This window comes from Paenibacillus sp. Y280, assembly GCF_056786335.1.
Genome location: NZ_JBXCIW010000005.1, coordinates 179331 through 199767 on the forward strand (window position 1 = coordinate 179331; position 20437 = coordinate 199767).

Sequence of the window (20437 nt, forward strand, 5' to 3'; positions counted from 1 at the left end):
TTACGATGCAAGTTTTGCTTCACAAAACTTTAAGCTTAGGCTTACGATGCAAGTTTTACCCTGTAAAACTTTAAGCTTATGCTTACGATGCAAGTTTTGCCTTGCAAAACTTTAGGTTTATGCTTACGATGCAAGTTTTACTTCACAAAACTTTTTAGGAGATGGCCGTTTGCGCGTTCTTGGAATTGACCCTGGTTATGCAATCGTTGGATTTGGCTTCATAGATAAGATCGGACACAAGCTTACGCCCGTGCAATACGGAGCAATTCAGACGGAAGCCCATACGCCCCCCGAGCAGCGATTGCTGCAGGTTTACGAGTCCGCGGGTGCATTGATGGATAAATATAAACCAGATACCGTTGGCGTTGAGAAGTTGTTTTTTAACCGGAACGTAACGACGGCTTTTGATGTGGCGCAGGCTAGAGGCGCTATTATTTTGGCGGCTGCGCAGCGGGGATTGCCAATTGGCGAATATACACCGCTTCAGGTGAAGCAGGCTGTCGTCGGGTACGGGAAAGCGGAGAAGAAGCAGGTGCAGGAAATGGTCAAAATGTTTCTGAAGCTCTCGGCGGTGCCCAAGCCGGATGACGTCGCCGATGCGCTTGCAGTAGCCATCTGCCATGCTCATTCCGTCGTACTGACCCAGAAAATTAATGAGGTGAATCGTTCGTGATCGATTTTTTAAGAGGCATTGTCGTCCATTTGGACTCCGAGTATATCGTTCTGGACGTAAGAGATACAGGCTACCGCGTATTCACACCTAATCCTTATGCATTTGCCAAAAAGGAAGAGCCAGTCACCGTTTATATTCACCATAACGTCCGCGAGGACGCTATTTTGTTGTTCGGCTTCGAGACGAGGGAGGAGCAGACCTTGTTCCGCAAGCTGCTCGAAGTATCGGGGATAGGCCCGCGCGTCGCTTTAGGCATTTTGTCGGGCGGCAGGCCGGATGCGGTCATTGCCGCGATACAGCAGGAAAATATAGCGTTCCTTATCAAGCTTCCCGGCATTGGGAAGAAAACCGCGCAGCGGATGATTCTTGATTTGAAGGACAAGCTGATCGGCGCCGGACTCGACGGCGGTTTATTGACGGCAGCAGGCGTAGCGCTGGATCTTACGTCGAGCAGACATTCGGGACAAGGTGCAGGCACCGCTTGGCAGGAGGCGCGTGAAGGCCTTGCCGCGCTCGGCTACACGGCTGCGGAGCTGGATATAGCATGGAATGGGCTTCAAAACAGCGTAACGGCGGAGGAAACGGTCGATTCCTTGATGAAGCGGGCTTTGCAGCAGTTGTTTAAAGGCTAACGGAGGGAGATGAACACAAATGGATGATAGAATCATTTCCGCCAACCTAATGATGGAAGATCAAGCGGTGGAGCTTAGTTTGCGTCCCCGCTATTTGGCCGAGTATATCGGGCAATCGAAAGCCAAGGAAAACCTGAAAATTTATATTGAAGCGGCAAAATTGCGCAAGGAATCACTTGACCACGTTCTTCTGTATGGACCGCCTGGGCTTGGCAAGACGACGCTTTCGAATATTATCGCCAACGAGCTGGGAGTCAGTCTTCGCACGACATCCGGGCCGGCAATTGAACGGCCGGGGGATTTGGCTGCGCTGCTGACGAACCTGCAGGAGGGCGACGTTCTTTTCATTGATGAGATTCATCGTCTGCATCGCACGGTAGAGGAAGTATTGTATCCGGCGATGGAAGACTTTGCGCTTGATATAATGATCGGCAAAGGTCCAAGCGCACGTTCGGTAAGACTGGATTTGCCGCCGTTCACTTTAATAGGCGCAACGACTAGAGCAGGCTTATTGTCTGCGCCGCTTCGCGATCGCTTCGGCGTTGTCAGCCGATTAGAGTTTTACACGGTGGATGAGCTTGCTTTTATCGTCGGTAGAACAGCGGAGATTTTGAATGTCAGCATCGTAGGGGAAGCTGCTTCGGAGATTGCGATGCGTTCACGCGGAACTCCGCGTATTGCCAACCGGCTGCTCAAGCGGGTGCGTGATTTTGCTCAGGTTCGCGGTGATGGCGTCATTACGTATGACATCGCACAATCTGCTCTTGAGCTGCTGCAGGTCGATCCGATGGGCCTCGACAATATCGATTTCAAAATGCTGCAAGCCATGATGACCACTTTTGCCGGCAGGCCAGTCGGACTTGATACCATTGCAGCGACAATCGGTGAAGAAAGCCAAACGATAGAAGACGTGTACGAGCCTTATCTCATGCAAATCGGCTTTTTGCAGCGCACGCCGCGCGGACGGATTGCTACCGATAATGCTTATCGGCATTTAGGGCTTCCAATCCCCGGGAGGTAGATGTCTATGAGCCTCACCGAAAATGGCGCGCCAGATAGGCTATATGTTATTTATGACGGACAGTGCAACCTTTGCCTCGCTTCCGTTGCGAAGCTGAAGGAGCTGAATGCTAGGGCGGATCTGCATTATGTGCAGATTCAGCAATTGGAAGCAGAAGGACAGGCGCAGCAGCTTATCCCCCATATTGGTCCGCTCAAGTATGCGGAGCTGTACGAAAAAATACATGTTGCTGATGAGCAAGGCCAGCTGTTCGCTGGTGCGGACGGAGTCGTTCGTATTTTGAGAACGGTTAAGGGCTTGCGCTGGCTGTCTGCTTTTTATCGAATACCCGGAATGAAACGAGCGGCTGATCGAATTTATCGATTTATTGCAAGTAGAAGATATGAATGGTTTGGCAAAACAGAGCAAAGCTGTACGATTAATGGGTGCGAGTTACCGCAAAGCAGAGGGGGAGAATAACAAGCATGACGATTAAATCATCCTTCAAGCGTTACATCATTATGGCTGTTGCGGTTCTTTTGCTCGCTTCAGCTTGGACGGGATCACCTTCACAGGCGGCGGTGCCGAAGCTGGATAATATCCGCGTAGCCTTATTTATGCAATTGCCTGGGAAATATGTCGATACGACTGCAGCAGCGACTTTCTCGTCGGTTGGCGGTATGAGCATTGGCGTAAGACAGCCGGATGGCATTCATGATTGGTTCAATGTCGATGGGACTGCTTCGGCTCAGTTTACAGCTGACAGCTTTAAAGTAAAAGTATTTGAATCATCAAATTTTGGCTCAGCGCTAGCCGTGCACAAAAGGCTGAAAGCTTTAAAGGGAGCAGCCTTCCTGACATCGCTATCCAAGAACGGAGCTATCGTCTATCAAGTAATCGAAGGTACATATAAGACTGTGTCAGAGGCAACAACGGCACAAACGAAATGGAATGGCGACGGCGAGCTTTCTAAGCTGACTAACGGCTTTAAGACGATTCTGCAAGGTCCGCTTCATCTGGAAACCGGACCGCTAGCCAGCAAGGAGGCTGCACAGGCTGCTGCAAGCGGCTTTGGGGCAGTAGGCTTGGATGCGTTCGTAGCCGTTCGCTCGGCGCAGGCTGGCGCGGCAAAATACTCGGTAATGGTAGGAGCTGCCTTGAGCGATGCGGAACTGCAAATCGTAAAGGCTGCTGCTGCAAAGGCAGCAGGCGGAGGAGCATTGAAGCAAGCAGATTCAAAGGCTGCTTATTTGCTGGTAAGAAATGATCATTCCGTCAGCGCTCTAGCTCAGAGCAGCTCAGAGCTATATATGTTTGCAGGAAGCGATGCGAAAATATCGGTATCTCCAGCTGGCTCTGACCCGATCAAGCTGACGGAGAGAAGCAATCGCAGCTATCGAGGCATGTTTGAGCTCAGCATCCTTAATGGAAGCATGGCTGTTATAAACGAGCTGCCCTTCGAGCAATATTTATATTCGGTTGTTGGCGTTGAAATGTACCCTACTTGGCCAGCCGAAGCTTTAAAGGCGCAAGCTGTGGCAGCACGCTCATTTGCATTAAATAAAGGCTTTGGCTTTCAAATCGCACATGTCGTAGATACGACCTTAAGCCAAGCTTACTATGGCGTAGGCTCAGAGCGTCCAACAACTATAGCAGCCGTTGATGAGACGGCAGGCGAAGTCGCGTTGTACAATGGGAAGGTCATCGAAGCATTGTTCTCAGCGAATGGCGGAGGAATGACGGCAGATGCCAAAGAAATATGGAACAATGCGGTCCCTTACCTGCAAGCAGCGAAGAGCCCGGATACTTCGTCAGAAGCTGGCTTATATAACTGGTATAGAGTTGTGCTCCTAAGCGGAGCAATTGGCTATATTCGTGAGGATTTGCTTGATGTGACCGGACAATCGACTGCTGCCGGCAGCCTCATCATGCAAGTAAATACGAATGGCACAAAGGTGCGCAAGCATCCGCTCATTCAAGACAGCATACCTGTCATTGCACAGGCTGACAGCGGAACACAGGTTGTCGTCCTGGACAAAAGCGTAGAATCCAATTCAATGACATGGGTACGCGGTCCTTACACCGCTCAAGAAATGCTGACGGTTATTAATGCGAAGGCGAAAGGCGCTGTTTCCGGTCCGCTAAAAACGTTGGAAGTGAGCCAGCGCGGCGCTTCAGGACGTGCAACGGAAGTTTTGGCAAATGGACAAAAGGTCGCTGTAACCTATCCCATTGATTTCCGGGGCGCGTTAGGCGTGCAAGGCTCGCTGCCAAGTACGCTATTCCAAATCGAGGAAACGGCTAAAGTAACTTTGCTCGGAGCAAGCTCTGCAACGCGCAATAAACCTGCGGATACTGCGCCAATCTATGCAATCAGCGCCGGCGGAAAGATGTCAGAAGCGGCAGATGCCAATTTGTTTATTCTTGATGGAAGCGGGCATATGCGGGCAGCAACGAAGGAGCCTTCCTTCCGGTTTGTAGGGTCTGGCAACGGTCATGGCGTCGGTTTATCGCAGTACGGCGCTTTAAGCCTAGCGCAGCAAGGGTATGACTATCAATATATTTTGAAATACTATTACAAAGATGTAACCATCGCTAAGGAATGATTGAATCGATATGAACGTAGAATGGTTTGATTTTGAATTGCCGGAGCGCTTAATTGCGCAGACGCCTCTATTGGACAGAACGGCCTCGAGACTGCTTGCCCTTAATAAGCAGACAGGGGAGATCACGCACAACAAATTTACCGATTTGGAAAATTATGTCCAAGCGGGAGATGTGCTCGTATTAAATGATACTAGAGTTATTCCGGCACGCTTGACAGGCATAAAGAGTGACACGGGAGCTAAGATTGAGCTGCTGCTGCTGAAGCAGCTCGAAGGCGATAGCTGGGAGGCTCTTGGCAAGCCGGCTAAACGCTTAAAGGTAGGTACTGCGCTTTCCTTCGGAGACGATGGAGAAGGCAATTCGCTGCTGCGTGCTGTTATCGAGCAGGAAGGCGAGATGGGCGGAAGAACGATACGGTTCGAGTACGAAGGCATCTTCCAAGAGCTGCTGGACCGTCTGGGCGAAATGCCCTTGCCGCCTTATATTAAGGAACGGCTTGAGGAAAGAGAACGATATCAGACCGTTTACTCGAAGCATGCCGGCTCTGCTGCTGCGCCGACTGCTGGTTTGCATTTTACGGATGAATTTCTTGAGAAGCTTCAAGCTAAGGGAGTTAAGTTAGCGTATGTTACACTTCACGTAGGACTTGGCACTTTCCGTCCGATGTCTGTAGAGCTTGTTGAGGATCACGAGATGCATGCGGAGTATTATGAGCTAAATGAGCAAAATGCCGCAATAATTAATGAAGCCAAACAGCGCGGAGCACGTATTATTGCGGTAGGAACAACCTCTTCGAGAACACTCGAGACGGTAGCGGCTCGTTTTGAGGGACATCCTATTGAAGCTTGCAGCGGTTGGACGTCGATTTTTATTTTTCCGGGCTATGAGTTTAAGCTTGTTAATGCACTTCTCACCAATTTTCATTTGCCGAAGTCAACGCTTGTTATGCTCGTAAGCGCACTGGCTGGACGTGATGCTGTTATGAAAGCCTATGAGGAAGCGATAGCGCATGATTATCGTTTTTTCAGCTTTGGCGATGCTATGTTTATTTACTAATTAGGAATAGGAAGCGTGAATTGTGGCTGTAAAATATGAATTAATCAAACAATGCAAGCAATCAGGCGCTCGGCTTGGGCGGGTCCATACTCCCCATGGCATCATCGAGACGCCAACCTTTATGCCGGTAGGCACGCAAGCTACCGTCAAAACAATGAGCCCGGAAGAGCTTAAAGTGATGGATGCTCATATTATTTTGAGCAATACGTATCATTTGTTCCTGAGACCAGGTCATGAGATCGTTCGGAATGCGGGCGGACTTCATAAATTTATGAACTGGGATCGTCCAATTCTAACCGATAGCGGCGGATTTCAGGTGTTCAGCCTAAGCGAAATGCGCAAAATTACGGAAGAGGGCGTTCATTTCCGCTCCCATCTGAACGGCGACAAGAAGTTTCTCTCGCCTGAGGTGGCAATGGAGATTCAAAACGCGCTCGGATCGGATATTATGATGGCATTTGATGAATGCCCGCCTTTCCCAGCTGAGCATGAATATGTGAAGAAGTCGCTAGAGCGGACGACAAGATGGGCAGAGCGCTGCCTCAAAGCGCATGCAAGACCTCATGATCAAGGGCTGTTCGCAATTGTTCAAGGGGGGATGTACAAAGATTTGCGCATTCAAAGCGCTAACGATTTGACTTCCATGGATTTCCCGGGGTATGCTATTGGTGGACTGAGTGTAGGCGAGCCTAAGCATCTTATGTATGATGTACTCGATTATACGGTTCCCATTTTGCCAGCGAATAAACCACGTTATCTAATGGGAGTCGGCTCACCGGACGCACTAATTGAAGGCGCTATCCGCGGCATCGATATGTTCGATTGCGTTCTGCCTACTCGAATTGCCCGGAATGGGACAACGATGACGAGCCAAGGCAGACTTGTGATTAGAAATGCGAAATACGCCGAAGATTTTGGTCCATTAGATCCCGAGTGCTCCTGCTATACATGCACGAACTACTCGCGGGCTTATATCCGGCATTTAATTAAAGCCGATGAGACCTTCGGCATGAGGCTGACCACGTATCACAATTTGCATTTCTTGCTACAACTCATGCGGGACGTTCGGCAAGCGATTATGGAAGACCGGCTGCTTGATTTCCGGGATTCCTTCTTCACGAGCTATGGCCTGTTCGATAATGAGAAAGGGTTTTGAAAGGGGGGATTTCGATGGTAGCAGCAGATGCAGCAGGTTCAAGTAATATTCTAGGAATGATTTGGCCGTTTGTGCTTATGTTTGCGGTGTTTTATTTCTTACTTATCCGTCCGCAGCAGAAGAAACAGAAGCAACGTACTTCCATGCTTAACCAATTGAAAAAAGGCGATAAAATTTCAACAATTGGTGGTTTGCACGGTACGGTTGTGGAGCTCAGCGATGATACGGTTGTACTTCGTGTAAACGATACAACAAAAATGACGTTTGAGCGCAGCGCAATCAACACGATCATTAACTCAGCACCAGCAGTAACGGAGTAATATACTTCACCAAAGAACGGCTGACATGCATGCATGTCAGCCGTTCTTTGTATTATTTTCGTAAACAAGCGTTGTTCCCTATTTCTTCATATTAACTCCGATCATACCGCCAAAAGCGCCTGCTAGGAGAGTTGCCCCTAAGAGAAGTGCGCTATGGAGCGACAACGAAGCATTTGAGGCAAGAAAACTAACAATGATGACGATAGCGCCGTACAATAAGCCAAGCAATGCGCCGTTGTACCAGCCCTTGCTCTCAGATCGCCGGCCAGAGGTAAAGCCGCCCGCAAGCGATGCAAAGCCATGAACAATTAATGCATTTGTAGGCAAGCTGCTTTCTTTCAAACCGGTAAAATGCAAAAGCAGCGAGAGCAGCAAAGCGCCAACTGCTAACCAAATAATGGAGAAAAGCACTCCGGCGAGTAAAGGTGAAGCAATTAATGGCGGTTTAGGAGCTTGTTTAACCGAACTCATCAAAATCCCCCCAACAAAAGGTACGTATTACTTAACCATATGGTCAAGCTTAGTGGAATAGTACAACTAATACGCGGACTTATAACTATTTATCGGGAATGGGCTAGCCATTGCCATATATTCGTGTAAGCTGACTCAGTATGATGTCTATAGGCGTAGGTCAGAATAGCTGTACGGACAAACGCAGCTGACATCAGCTCGTATGACAAAATCGAGGAGGCGGTTTCCGGTGGAATTTTGGAGCCTGTTGATCCGGACGGTGATCATCTATTTCGTCGTGTTTTTGATCATGCGGTTTATGGGAAAACGAGAAATCGGAAAGCTATCGGTATTCGATCTGGTTATTTCAGTTATGATCGCGGAAATTGCCGTCCTCGTAATCGAGGATATGGAACGTTCGATGTGGAGCGGCATTATGCCAATGGTTGTCTTGATGCTCATTCAAGTGATCAGTGCATTTATGACGATGAAAAGCAGAAAGCTTAGGCTGTTGTTTGATGGCAAGCCAAGCGTCATTATTGACAAGGGCAAATTAAATAGCGACGTTATGCGAAAGCAGCGCTACAATCTGGATGATCTAATGCTTCAACTGAGGGAGAACAAAATCAGTGCTGTATCGGATGTCGAATTCGCCATCTTGGAAACAAGCGGCAAGCTGTCTGTCATTCCGAGAGAAAATTCCGATGCTTCTGAAAACAATAATAATGACGATCATGATGAAGATAAATGGGATCAAAAGCTGGTAAGTTTCAATCAAAAGAGCATCATTCCACCGAAATATCGATTCGAAATTTTGCCCGTGCCGCTAATTATGGATGGCAAAGTACAAGACGGAAATTTAGAAAAGCTGGAGAAAACAAGATTTTGGCTGAAAAATGTTCTGCAGGAGAAAGGCGTTACCGATTTCAAGGACGTATTCTTTTGCACGATTGACCATAAGGGGAAGTTGTTTGTCGATAGGTATGATCAAAAAAAGCGCTAAAGAGAGGGCTGCCCTTTCTTTAACGCTTTTTTCAGCATAACCTTGCTTATTTAAACCAATCTCCGAATAAAGGAATACGCTTCATGTCATGGCGATCAATGATTTTCATCAATACCATAAGCAGCAAATACACAATTACGCTTGCTGCGCATGCAAGAATCAGATTGATCCACTCTGCTGGCAGCGGCTGCCGATTCATCGTAAACCGTGCTGCTGCCCCCATGATGACCATCGCTGCGCCTACCTTTACAAAATCTATAATTTTCATGTGAAAGCCGATAAATCGTAGAACGCTAATGCCATGCAAAACCGTGACGAGCACGATGTTCACATTTATGGCGATTAACGCTCCGTATATGCCGAAGTCGGGATCTGATGCTAGCTGCACGATAAGAACCAGCTTGACGACGGCACCGATCAACGTGTTGATTAAGGCAGTACCTGGTTTGTTGAGCGCTTGAAGCGCGGCTTGGAGGGGCGCTTGTAAATAAATAAATATGCCGACTGGAGCTATGAGCTGAAGCATCGGCGCAATTTCCGTGTGATTGTAAAGAATGCGGCAGATCGGCTCAGCGAATAATGTCATGATGACAACGAAGGGAGCGCCCGAAACAAGGGCAAGCCTCAACGATTGGTGAAGCCTCTTGTGAATCAAAGCGTTATCGCCATTTGCTGCAGCTTCCGAAAGAGAAGGGACCAGCGATACGGCAAGGGAATAAGTTAAAGCAGTCGGCAAAAGCAGGAGCGGTACGATCATCCCCTGTAGAGCGCCGTATTGCGCGGTGGCGATGCCTGTAGCGATACCGGCAGCTGCCAAGCTTCGCGCGGTAAGAATAGATTCAAGCAAATAGGAGAAGGAGCCAACCATACGGCTTCCCGTTACCGGAATCGACAAGCCAAGCAGCCTGCGCAGTACGGGCTCTTTTTTGGCTGTGGATGGATTAAGGTGGTTTGAAGCTTCATTCATTCGTGATTTGTCGCGGTAATATTTCCAGAGAAGCACGGCTAAGCCGCCGATCTCTCCGACAACAGCGCCCAGCATAGCGCCCGCAGCCGCCCATTCGAGTCCAAGAGGAAGCAGCATATAAGCAAAAGAGAGCGATGCGATGATGCGAAGGATCGTTTCAACCGTTTGGGATACCGCGGTAGGTATCATGTTTTGTTTGCCTTGAAAGTATCCACGGTAAACCGAGGAAATGCCTATAATAAGCAGAAGAGGAGTCATAACCATATATGTACGGTATACGCGTGCATCCGGCAGTACATGCTTCATGATCCACGGGGCGCATAGCAGCATTACGGCTGTCATCAAAATACCAAGCGTGGTAACAAGTGCCATCGCCGTTCGGAAAATGTATTTTACGCGTGCGGAGTCGCCCTGTGATTCGGCTTCCGCAATCCATTTCGCAACGGCTAGCGGTATGCCGCCCGTAATGATTGTGAGCATAACGGTCAGAAACGGATAGCTGAGCTGGTATAAGCCGACGCCTTCTGCTCCAATTATGCGTGGAAGCGCGATGCGCGGCACGAAGCCAAGCAGGCGGTTAATAATGCCAGCGGCAAGCAAAATCATGGCTCCCTTAATAAAGGTTTGTTTGGTTTGCTTCGTCATAATAAGATTACCCTCTTCTCTATCGTGGAATAGCTGGTTAGCTTCTGCCTCGGCTTAAGACGAAGCTATGAGACAGGCCGGTACTATCATCTTTATGCGCGGCATGTCCGATTCGATGTCATTCATTTTGCCAATTACGATATATTCGGGCAGGAATATGGCAAAGACGCATCGAATAAATGGGTTAGACAAGCTTTTAGGAGGCGCAGCATGGCAGACGAAGAGTTAAGCCGTATGATCGAGGAGCTATGCAACAGCAAGGCGGAGGAATTTCAATTGATTGGCTATGAGCATGTGACAGGCCAAGAGGTTTGGGAATGCGTCAGCGAGAAATATAATAAAACGGGACAACCCGAGCTTCACGAATTAGTGAATGATATTTTATCTCTTAAGGTTATGAAATTCATGAATTTCATGACGATAAGCGCATACAAAGGGACCCAATTTTAAAACATGGGTTTCTTTTTTTTTTGACTCGATTTTGCCGCGTCTGTATAATAGGCATATTGAGATCATAAGGGGGATTTAGACGTATGTTCGGGAAGAGAATTATTGCCTTCCTTGCGATCGTAGTCATTATGTTTGGCGTTATCGCTTGGACAAGCCCATCGCTAGTAAAAGACGTAAGGCTAGGCCTTGATTTAAAAGGCGGATTTGAGGTTTTGTACGAAGCTTCGCCACTTGAAGGCGGACAGGCGGTTACGCCTGAGTCACTGAAAGAAACAGCAAGAAGTCTGGAAAAAAGGATTGACGAGCTTGGTATTGTCGAGCCTGAAATTACGACTGAAGGTTCCAACCGCATTCGTCTGAGACTAGCAGGAGTTGAGAATGAAAGCGAAGTAAGAGATATTCTTGCTAAGCCTATCAACCTGACGTTCCGTGGTCCTGACAACAAAATCGAGCTTGATGGCAGTGATTTTAAGCCAAACGGCGCGGGGATCGGTTACGATAACTTAAGCAAGCCGTTCGTTACGATCGAGCTTAAGGATGCCCAAAAATTCGAAGAAATTACGACTCGCTTGTCGGGCCAATATTTAGCTATTTACCTCGATGACAAAGAGCTGTCCAGACCGAACGTTAATTTTCCGATTTCCGGCGGATCTGCTCAGATCTCTGGTGATTACACGATAGATGAAGCAAATGAGCTTGCTGATATGATCAACCTGGGCTCATTGCCGCTCAAGCTAACTGAAAAATATACCCAATCCGTAGGCGCTAAGCTTGGCCTTGCGTCCTTGAAGGATACAGTTGTAGCGGGCATTATCGGTACGGTCATTATTTTGGTATTCCTAATCATCCTGTTCCGTATTCCAGGCGTTGTTGCCGGCATTACGGTCATTACGTATACGTGGCTCTTGATCGTTGTATTCAATCTAATGAATGCTACCTTGACCTTGCCTGGTATAGCGGCCTTTGTACTTGGTATCGGTATGGCGGTCGATGCGAATATCATTATGTACGAACGGATAAAAGAAGAGATTCGCAGCGGCAAAAGCTTGCTGTCCTCGCTTAAGTCAGGCTCGAAAAGCTCGTTCCGTACGATTATGGATGCCAACATTACGAATATTATCGCGAGTGCTGTCCTTTACTTCATCGGCAATGGCGCGATTCGCGGCTTTGCTCTGACGATGATCTTCAGTATTCTAGTAAGTATGCTCACGAATATTTTCTTGTCGAGATTGTTGATTATGCTGCTCATTAAGAGCAATCTGTTTACAAAACCAAGCTATTACGGCGTGAAGGAGGCAGAAATCCGTGAACTTTAATACAAAAATACGTTATGACTTTATTGGGAACCGCAACAAGTTCTTTCTGTTCTCAATCACGTTAACGGTGCTAGGCATTTTGTCATTGCTTTTCTTTAGTCTCAATTTCGGCGTTGATTTCAAGGCTGGAACGAATATGGATATATTGGTAGGCAAGGAAATTACGCAGCAGGATGCCAAAGAAATTATTGTGAAAGCAGGAATCGAGGGCATTACGCCTACGGTTGGCGGTACAGGGAACGAACGTGTTTCCGCTCGTTTTGATGAAGTGCTTACACAAGCCAAAATCGTTGAAATTCAAGAAGGCTTTAAAGCGAAATACGGCGACCAAGTATCAGCAGAGGTTAACGTCGTATCGCCAGATATGGCACAGGAGCTTGGAATCAAAACGATTTGGGCGATTCTTATCGCAAGCGTAGCGATCATGATCTATGTCATGTTCCGCTTTGAATGGCGGTTTGCCCTGGCTGCGAACATCGCGATTTTGTATGATGCGTTTGTCGTAGTCGCACTATTTTCGATTTTCCGACTGGAAGTGGATCTTCCGTTTATCGCGGCGGTGCTGACGACGATCGGTTACTCCATCAATGATAAAATCGTTATTTTTGACCGGATTCGCGAAAATCTTCGCTTCGGTCAGTTCAAAAACCGCGATCAGCTTGCAGAGATGGTTAACGCAAGTATTTGGCAAACGATGGCGCGTAATATTTATACGGTATTAGCGGTGCTGGTCGTTGCGGTTTGCTTGTTCATTTTCGGAAGCGAATCAATCAAGCTGTTCGCGCTTGCGAAAATTATCGGTCTTACAAGCGGAGCATACTCATCGATTTGTATCGCGAGCCCGCTGTGGCTTCTTCTTAAAGGGAAGCAAAAGCCGAAGGTCGCTGTTAAACCGACAGTGTAATAGGAGAGCATTCCATGCTTACGAAGTGGTTTTGCTAACGCAAAACCTAAGCACATGCTTACGAAGTAGGTTTTGCTAACGCAAAACCTAAGCACACGCTTACGAAGTGGTTTTGCTAACGCAAAACCTAAGCACACGCTTACGAAGTGGTTTTGCTAACGCAAAACCTTTAGGAGGTACAAATGTCAACCACACAGCGATATGCAAAAGCAGAGTCCGCAAGCTGGGCCAGCTTATGGGGAAACATGCTGCTGGCACTATTTAAAGGCGTAATAGGTTGGTTGTCAGGAAGCAAGGCACTGCTTGCGGATGCATTTCGAACGGCAGCCGAGGTTGCCGCGGGTGTTATTGCAATATCAGGTTTACGAGCAAGCCGGCAGCGCAAAATGGAAAAGCCAAATGCGCCATCGGAAGCTGAGGATACGAGGGGAGAAGCCGCGACTACGATTTTGCTGTCAGTCGTGCTGCTCATCATTGGGCTCGAAATCGGTATATCCGCAATCCGGGATATTTCCAATGGCGTGACAAGCGCGCCTCACTGGGGCGCGGTCGGGGCGATTGCTCTGTCTTTAATTGTTCAGCAGCTGTTTTTCCCTCCAAAGGAGCGCTTGACCGGCCTTTATTGCTCGGCGGCTGCTTTGGTAGGAACAAGCGGTGCCATCATCGGCAAAATGCTGTCGATTCCGGTTCTATACTATTTTGATCCAGCTGCTGCGATCGTCATTGCTGTCATCGTCTTAATCAACGGTTATAGAATGGCTACCGTCTTCATTCGCAAGGACGGCAATGGCAGCGTCTCGGATGAAAATCCTGATGAGCTGATGCAGCTGGTCCAGCGCGTTGAAGGAGTCGTCACCGTTCAATCGATGCGAGCGAGAGAACATGGACATTATGTCATAGCAGAAATGGTCATAAGCGTTAATCCGCGTATTTCTGTTCTTGAGGGTCATGAGATTGCGAAACGGGTAAAGCAGCTCGTTATGAAACGTTTTATACATGTAACGGATGTTTCGATTTATGTTGAGCCTTATGATCCTGGTTATCCGTACAAGTCCAATCATGATCCGAATCAGGAGCAGATGCCGACACTGCTGCAATAAGAACTGCCAACAGCAGGAGAGGGGAAGCAACATGATTCAAAGGAAAACAAGATGGGCTGTAGCGCCATGGTCTTTAACCGATGAGGATAAAGCGAAAAGTTTAGCTTCTAGTCTTCGCGTGCCGCCGCTTGTTGCAAGGCTGCTCGTGCAGCGCGGCTACGAAGACGTCGAAGCAGCGGAACGTTTTTTGCGAGGCGGGCTGGAGCATTTCCATGATCCTTATTTATTGCTAGGAATGAAGGCTGCTGTCGAACGGATTAAAAGGGCTGCTGTGAGCAATGAGAAAATTCGGATTTATGGCGATTATGATGCGGACGGCGTCTCAAGCACTTCATTACTGGTACATTTATTTCGCTCTCTGCAATATAATTTTGACTACTATATTCCTCATCGTGCGTTGGAAGGTTATGGACTGAACAAAAAAGCGATCGAGCTTGCGGCTGAGGAAGGAATCGGTTTAATCGTTACGGTCGATACAGGCATAAGCGCTGTTCAAGAAATTGAATATGCGAAGCAGCTTGGCATCGACGTCGTCGTAACCGATCACCATGAGCCTCCAGAGGAAATCCCGCAAGCGAGCGCAGTCGTTAATCCGAAGCAGGAGGGATGCGGTTACCCGTTTAAAGGGCTTGCAGGCGTTGGCGTCGCATTCAAATTGGCGCATGCCTTGCTTGAGCGGCCGCCGCTGGAGTGGGCTGACATCGTCTGCCTCGGAACGATTGCCGATTTAATGCCGCTTAAGGACGAGAATCGAATTCTAGTGAGGTATGGTCTTGAGAGGCTGCGCAGCCATACAAGCGTAGGCTTCCGGGCTTTAGCGGAGGCAGGCGGCATCGAGCTGGAAGGTCTAACCGCAACAAGCGTAGCTTTCGGAATGGCGCCTCGCGTCAATGCCGCCGGCAGGCTGGATCATGCGAAGCGGGCGGTTGAGCTGCTCACGACCGAGGATTACGACAATGCGATCTTGGCTGCAATCGGGCTGGACAGCTTAAATAAGGAACGACAGCGCGTTGTAGAGAGTATCGTGAAGGAAGCGGAGCAGCAGTGGCAGACAAAGGTTGCGGAGGCTGAAGCGGCTGGGGCTGATTCGCCGTCCGTTATCGTGCTGGCAGGCGAAGGCTGGAATGTGGGCGTCATCGGTATCGTAGCATCGAAGCTGCTTGAACGAAATTATAAGCCGGTTATTATTCTTGGCATAGATGAGCAGACAGGGATGTGTAAAGGCTCTGCGCGTTCTATAGAGGGCTATGACCTTCATGCGGCGCTTACAGCCTGCGACGAGCTGCTCGATCATTACGGCGGTCATCAGGCTGCTGCGGGCATGAGCCTCCATCGCGATCGATTGGCTGCGCTCGAAGAACGGCTTGGCGCACTCGCTTCCGAATGGCTAAGCGCTGATGATTGGATTCCAAAAACATCGGTTGATCTCGTATGCTCGGTAAACGAAGCAACGCTTGAGACGATTACTGAGCTTTCGCAGCTGGAGCCTTTCGGGATGGGCAATCCTTCCCCTAGGCTGTTATTCCATCGGACTGAGCTTGCAGATCGGCGTACAATCGGCAAGGAATCGAAGCACTTGAAGCTGTCGCTAGGCAGCGGACGCCGCGCATTGGATGGTATTGGCTTCAGCATGGGCATGCTGGCGGATCAATTAAAGCCGGGCAGCAAGATCGATGTGGTCGGCGAGCTGTCCGTCAACGTTTGGAATGGACAGCGCAAGCCGCAGCTTCAACTGCATGATGTCCACTTTGATCCGGCAGCGGCGGATTTCCCGGAGCGCGAGCATTTCGGGAAAGTCTACCAGCTGCTAAAGAAGCTTGGGCAGGCGCCGCTGGAAGGATTAAACGCTCGCTTATCGGAGCAATGCGGTTTATCCTTAGAGACGGTGGAGCTCATTCTGGGTGTGTTCGAGGAGCTGCAGTTCATTGAACGCGAGAATGGACAAATGATTGCAGCCGCGTCGCCGCAAAAACGAGATTTATCAGCTTCAGCCAGGTATAGAGAGGCTAAACAGCAATTTGAAGCTTCACAACTATCTGTATAGCGTATAAAATTTAAAACAAATTAGTTGAAATGGAAAGGGTTGACCTCTTGTGTCCAACACGCAATATAACTTCAAAGATTACATCCGGGTAATTCCAGATTTCCCGCTTCCAGGAATCCGATTCAAAGATATTACAACGCTTCTGAAAGACGGCGGAGCTTACCGCGCTGCCATTGAAGAAATGCGCGTCGCTGTTCAGGACATGAAAATCGACATCATTGCTGGACCTGAAGCGCGCGGCTTTGTAGTTGGCGCTCCGCTGGCATTAGCGCTTGGCGTAGGCTTTGCTCCAATCCGCAAGAGCGGCAAGCTTCCAGGCGAGACGATTACGGCTGCTTACGATTTGGAATATGGCAAGGATCAGCTCGCAATGCATAAGGATGCTATAACGCCAGGCCAACGCGTATTGATTGCTGATGATTTGCTGGCAACTGGCGGTACGATTGCTACTTCGATTAATTTGATTCGCCAGCTTGGCGGCGAAGTGGTTGGTGCGGCATTCCTAATCGAGCTTTCGTATCTTACGGGTCGCGAGAAGCTAGAGGGAATCGACGTATTCTCGCTAATGACTTACTAAGAAAATGAAGCGGTAAAAACCATCTCTAAATACGCCGCCTGTTCCCTCAATCGCGAGGGCAGGCGGTTTTATTTTATTACAGAAACTCTCCAGTAGTTGACGTGGTGCTGCTATAACAGGCATAATATTATAAAAACTCGGAAAACGCATGAATGGGATCCGCCAGGAGTGTAAACAGAAAGGGACGTTTCATGGGCATTGAGCATTTACTCGAGAAGGCATCCGCCTATATGAAAGAGCAGGACCTTATACGCATCCAGGAAGCCTATGACTTTGCGGAACAAGCCCATCACGGACAAGTGAGGAAATCGGGAGAGCCGTATATCCTGCACCCCGTAGCGGTTGCAGATATACTTGTTGATATGCAAATGGACGTGCTGTCGATTATTGCGGCATTGCTTCATGATGTCGTTGAGGATACGACAGTGGATTTGCAGACGGTGCGCGCGAAATTTGGCGAAACCTGTGCGATGCTGGTAGACGGTCTGACAAAGCTCGAAAAAATTCAATTTCGTTCCAAAGAAGAGCAGCAAAACGAAAATTACCGTAAAATGTTTGTCGCGATGGCTCAGGACATTCGAGTTATTCTCATTAAATTAGCGGATCGCCTGCATAATATGCGCACGCTCAAGTTTCAATCGGAAGAAGCGCAGCGGCGTATCGCATACGAGACATTGGAAATATTTTGCCCCATTGCGCATCGTCTTGGTATATCGGCGATCAAGTGGGAAATGGAAGATATAGCGCTTCGTTTTTTGAATCCTCAGCAATATTATCGCATTGCCAATCTGATGAAGAAGAAGCGCGCGGAACGCGAGCAATTTATTGATGATGTCATCTCCCGTATAACGGAGAAGCTTGATGAAATGGGCATCGAAGGAGATATTTCCGGACGCCCTAAGCATTTGTACAGCATTTACAAAAAAATGACCGACAGGAACAAGCAATTTACGGAAATTTATGATCTGCTTGCGATTCGTATTATCGTCGACAACATCAAAGATTGCTATGCGACGCTGGGCATTATTCATACGCTATGGAAACCGATGCCAGGTCGTTTTAAAGACTATATCGCGATGCCGAAGGCGAACATGTATCAATCGCTGCATACGACCGTTATAGGGCCGAATGGAGAGCCTACCGAGGTGCAGATTCGAACTTGGGAAATGCACCGGACGTCGGAATACGGAATCGCGGCTCATTGGGCCTACAAAGAAGGGTCACTTGTACCTGGAGGCAACTTTGAGGACAAAATGTCATGGTTCCGCGAAATATTGGAGCTTCAGCATGAAGCGCGCGACGCATCTGAATTTATGGAATCGCTCAAAATGGACTTTTTTGCCGATCTCGTATTTGTATTTACGCCTAGCGGTGAAGTGATTGAGCTGCCTGCCGGCTCCGTGCCGCTTGATTTTGCATATCGCATTCACACGGAGGTCGGAAACCGGACGATTGGCGCAAAGCTGAACGGGCGGATCGTTCCGCTTGACCATAAGCTGAAGACCGGAGACATCGTCGAGATTTTAACGTCAAAGCATTCGTATGGGCCAAGTCAGGATTGGGTGAAAATCGCACAGTCCTCGCATGCCCGCAGCAAGATCAGGCAATGGTTCAAGAAGGAGCGGCGCGAGGAAAATGTAGCGAAGGGCAAGGATTTGCTTGAGCGCGAGCTGAAGCGGCTTGGCCTTGAGCCGTCTGCTTGGCTGCAGGACGATAAGCTGCAGGAGGCTGCGGCGAAGTTTGCTTTTAACGATATTGAAGATATGATGTCGGCCATCGGCTTTGGCGGCATTACAGCAGCGCAAATTTGCACGAAGCTTACCGAGAAGATGCGCAAGGAGGCCGAGCTGGCAAGCCAGCTGGAGCTGACGAGCGAAGTGAAGGAGATTAAGTCTCCGGGCAATCGGAAGTCTAGGCCTAACCAAGGCGTGACGGTAAGAGGGATCGACAATTTGCTTGTCAGGTTCGCTCGCTGCTGCAATCCTGTTCCAGGCGATCCGATTATTGGCTACATTACGCGCGGCCGCGGAGTCTCCGTCCACCGGATGGATTGTCAGAACATTCCGTTCGGTGATCAAGGCGAAGAGGGAGATCGCGTCATAGAGGTCGAGTGGGAAGAATCCATTGAGGCCAATTACAGCGTTGATATCGAGATTACCGGCAGCGATCGCAGAGGGCTACTGAATGAAGTGCTGCAGGCGGTGTCGGAGAGCAAAACGAACATTTCAGCCGTAACCGGTCGGACGGTTAAAAATAAAATGGCGCTTATTCATATAACGGTGCTTATCCGCAACATTGAGCATCTCAATGCCGTCGTAGAGAAAATAAAACGCGTTCAGGAGATCTATTCTGTTCAGCGTATTATGCAATAGACGTTTGGCCCATGCTGTGAATGGGTGAAGCAAATATCGGAGGTTTAAGCGGTGAAGGTTGTTTTACAGCGCAGCAAGCAGGCAAAGGTCGTCATTGAGGGCGAAGCAGTCGGCGCAATTGATTTTGGCCTCGTTCTGCTAATCGGCTTGACGCATGAGGACACGGAGGCAGACGTCAAGTGGATGGCGGACAAGGTTGCTAATCTTCGTATTTTCGAGGACGAGTCAGGCAAAATGAACCATTCGGTTACGGATATCGGCGGACAGGTGCTGTCGGTTTCGCAGTTTACGCTTTATGGCGATTGCCGCAAAGGCAGGCGGCCGAACTTTATGGCGGCAGCAAGGCCTGAGCAAGCGGAACAGCTGTACGATGCGTTCAACGAAAACCTGCGTTCTTTGGGCCTCGTCGTTGCGACAGGCCGCTTCGGTGCGATGATGGACGTGGAGCTTGTCAACTCAGGTCCTGTTACGATTATTTTGGAGAGCGGCGCTTAAGAATTCAATCGTGGGAAACAATAGACATGAGGCTTTGCGGAAGGAGCAATTCAACCCATCGCGAGCAGAATGCCCTATTGGAGGAATCCCACTTATGCATCAATCACGCAAGGAGCAAGGCATCGAGAGAATCTCCCGGAGGCTCCTGCATCCGGACCGAAGAGAAGCCAAGGTGTTTGCCGAGCTAGAGGATGATATTGAAGCGGCAGAAGAATGGGCTGGCTTCCCGCAGCAGCCGCGCCGCGATCATTCGGGCCTTTTATAGATGGATTAGATAGCCGTCCGAGCTAACTGCTAGGGCGGTTTTCTATGCTGACCGTAAAAACGCTTTCGAAATTGTAATATTTCTGTAATCAATCTCTAACTTCTTTTTAACATCATTAACCTATACTAGAACTCGACCCCCTTTTTAAAAATATATTTTACTTTTGGACCTACAAACACGTTTTGTAGGTTTTTTTCTGCCCATTTGTATTTGGGCTGCGTTCGATAGAGATCGATCTTGACTTTAATCGCTCTCAGAGGTAATATTAATTTTTAGTATGACTAGCATGAACGGCTGAATCCATCCGAACAGGATGTGCACGTTTAGCGGTTGAACATAACGATTCAAGGATGGGACAAAGTAATTCTACGCGCTATACCCAGAGAGGGATGTCACTTGGCTGCA

Annotated in this window: 20 protein-coding genes; 18 read left to right on the forward strand and 2 right to left on the reverse strand. The window is 48.7% G+C overall.

Going from position 1 to position 20437, the window contains the following annotated elements; genetic code table 11:
• Positions 1-169 precede the first annotated feature (169 nt).
• The 8 genes from ruvC to yajC are packed head-to-tail and all read left to right on the forward strand — an operon-like array spanning position 170 to position 7444.
• Positions 170-673, forward strand: a complete 504-nt coding sequence (ruvC, locus tag AC1TPC_RS08665) for a crossover junction endodeoxyribonuclease RuvC (protein ID WP_482066458.1) — start codon at positions 170-172, stop codon at positions 671-673.
• Positions 670-1305, forward strand: a complete 636-nt coding sequence (gene ruvA, locus AC1TPC_RS08670) for a Holliday junction branch migration protein RuvA (RefSeq protein WP_482066459.1) — start codon at positions 670-672, stop codon at positions 1303-1305. The genes ruvC and ruvA overlap by 4 nt, the downstream gene beginning before the upstream one ends.
• A gap of 19 nt (positions 1306-1324) precedes the next feature.
• Positions 1325-2326 carry a Holliday junction branch migration DNA helicase RuvB gene (gene ruvB, locus AC1TPC_RS08675; RefSeq protein WP_482066460.1) on the forward strand — a complete coding sequence of 334 codons (1002 nt, stop codon included), beginning with the start codon at positions 1325-1327 and terminating at the stop codon, positions 2324-2326.
• A gap of 6 nt (positions 2327-2332) precedes the next feature.
• The gene (locus tag AC1TPC_RS08680; RefSeq protein WP_482066461.1) at positions 2333-2785 is read left to right on the forward strand and encodes a thiol-disulfide oxidoreductase DCC family protein; all 453 of its coding nucleotides are present in this window, start codon (positions 2333-2335) and stop codon (positions 2783-2785) included.
• Positions 2786-2790: 5 nt separating this feature from the next.
• On the forward strand, positions 2791-4911 hold the full coding sequence (locus AC1TPC_RS08685) for a SpoIID/LytB domain-containing protein (RefSeq protein WP_482066462.1): 2121 nt from the start codon (positions 2791-2793) through the stop codon (positions 4909-4911).
• A 10-nt stretch (positions 4912-4921) separates the two neighbouring features.
• Positions 4922-5968, forward strand: coding sequence for a tRNA preQ1(34) S-adenosylmethionine ribosyltransferase-isomerase QueA (gene queA / locus AC1TPC_RS08690; RefSeq protein WP_482066463.1), 1047 nt, complete (start codon positions 4922-4924; stop codon positions 5966-5968).
• Between the two features lie 22 nt (positions 5969-5990).
• Positions 5991-7124, forward strand: coding sequence for a tRNA guanosine(34) transglycosylase Tgt (tgt, locus tag AC1TPC_RS08695; RefSeq protein ID WP_482066464.1), 1134 nt, complete (start codon positions 5991-5993; stop codon positions 7122-7124).
• Between the two features lie 14 nt (positions 7125-7138).
• Positions 7139-7444 (forward strand): preprotein translocase subunit YajC, encoded by a 306-nt coding sequence (yajC, locus tag AC1TPC_RS08700; protein ID WP_482066465.1) that lies wholly within the window; start codon positions 7139-7141, stop codon positions 7442-7444.
• Between the two features lie 78 nt (positions 7445-7522).
• Here the strand turns inward: yajC and AC1TPC_RS08705 are convergent, their stop codons facing one another.
• Positions 7523-7915 carry a TIGR04086 family membrane protein gene (locus tag AC1TPC_RS08705; protein ID WP_482066466.1) on the reverse strand — a complete coding sequence of 131 codons (393 nt, stop codon included), beginning with the start codon at positions 7913-7915 and terminating at the stop codon, positions 7523-7525.
• Between the two features lie 229 nt (positions 7916-8144).
• Here AC1TPC_RS08705 and AC1TPC_RS08710 point away from each other — a divergent pair, with 229 nt between their 5' ends.
• Complete coding sequence (locus AC1TPC_RS08710) at positions 8145-8897, forward strand: YetF domain-containing protein (RefSeq protein ID WP_482066467.1); 753 nt, start codon at positions 8145-8147, stop codon at positions 8895-8897.
• A 46-nt stretch (positions 8898-8943) separates the two neighbouring features.
• Here AC1TPC_RS08710 and spoVB read toward each other — a convergent pair whose 3' ends face one another.
• Complete coding sequence (gene spoVB, locus AC1TPC_RS08715; RefSeq protein ID WP_482066468.1) at positions 8944-10509, reverse strand: stage V sporulation protein B; 1566 nt, start codon at positions 10507-10509, stop codon at positions 8944-8946.
• Between the two features lie 210 nt (positions 10510-10719).
• Between spoVB and AC1TPC_RS08720 the strand changes: the two genes are divergently transcribed.
• The 9 genes from AC1TPC_RS08720 to AC1TPC_RS08760 all read left to right on the forward strand — a co-directional run bounded on the left by AC1TPC_RS08720 (position 10720) and on the right by AC1TPC_RS08760 (position 20032).
• Entirely contained in the window at positions 10720-10959 is a 240-nt protein-coding gene (locus AC1TPC_RS08720) for a post-transcriptional regulator (RefSeq protein WP_169082722.1), read from the forward strand.
• 83 nt (positions 10960-11042) lie between these two features.
• Positions 11043-12275: a protein translocase subunit SecD gene (gene secD / locus AC1TPC_RS08725; protein ID WP_482066469.1), complete on the forward strand. Its 1233-nt coding sequence runs from the start codon at positions 11043-11045 to the stop codon at positions 12273-12275.
• Positions 12265-13179: a protein translocase subunit SecF gene (gene secF, locus AC1TPC_RS08730; protein ID WP_482066470.1), complete on the forward strand. Its 915-nt coding sequence runs from the start codon at positions 12265-12267 to the stop codon at positions 13177-13179. The genes secD and secF overlap by 11 nt, the downstream gene beginning before the upstream one ends.
• Before the next feature lie 182 nt (positions 13180-13361).
• Positions 13362-14279 (forward strand): cation diffusion facilitator family transporter, encoded by a 918-nt coding sequence (locus AC1TPC_RS08735; RefSeq protein WP_482066471.1) that lies wholly within the window; start codon positions 13362-13364, stop codon positions 14277-14279.
• Positions 14280-14310: 31 nt separating this feature from the next.
• Positions 14311-16323 (forward strand): single-stranded-DNA-specific exonuclease RecJ, encoded by a 2013-nt coding sequence (recJ, locus tag AC1TPC_RS08740; protein WP_482066472.1) that lies wholly within the window; start codon positions 14311-14313, stop codon positions 16321-16323.
• Positions 16324-16372: 49 nt separating this feature from the next.
• The gene (locus tag AC1TPC_RS08745) at positions 16373-16900 is read left to right on the forward strand and encodes an adenine phosphoribosyltransferase (RefSeq protein WP_482066473.1); all 528 of its coding nucleotides are present in this window, start codon (positions 16373-16375) and stop codon (positions 16898-16900) included.
• Between the two features lie 191 nt (positions 16901-17091).
• Positions 17092-19272, forward strand: coding sequence for a RelA/SpoT family protein (locus AC1TPC_RS08750; protein ID WP_482066474.1), 2181 nt, complete (start codon positions 17092-17094; stop codon positions 19270-19272).
• 51 nt (positions 19273-19323) lie between these two features.
• On the forward strand, positions 19324-19767 hold the full coding sequence (gene dtd, locus AC1TPC_RS08755) for a D-aminoacyl-tRNA deacylase (RefSeq protein ID WP_482066475.1): 444 nt from the start codon (positions 19324-19326) through the stop codon (positions 19765-19767).
• A 94-nt stretch (positions 19768-19861) separates the two neighbouring features.
• Positions 19862-20032, forward strand: coding sequence for a hypothetical protein (locus tag AC1TPC_RS08760; RefSeq protein WP_482066476.1), 171 nt, complete (start codon positions 19862-19864; stop codon positions 20030-20032).
• Positions 20033-20437 lie beyond the last annotated feature (405 nt).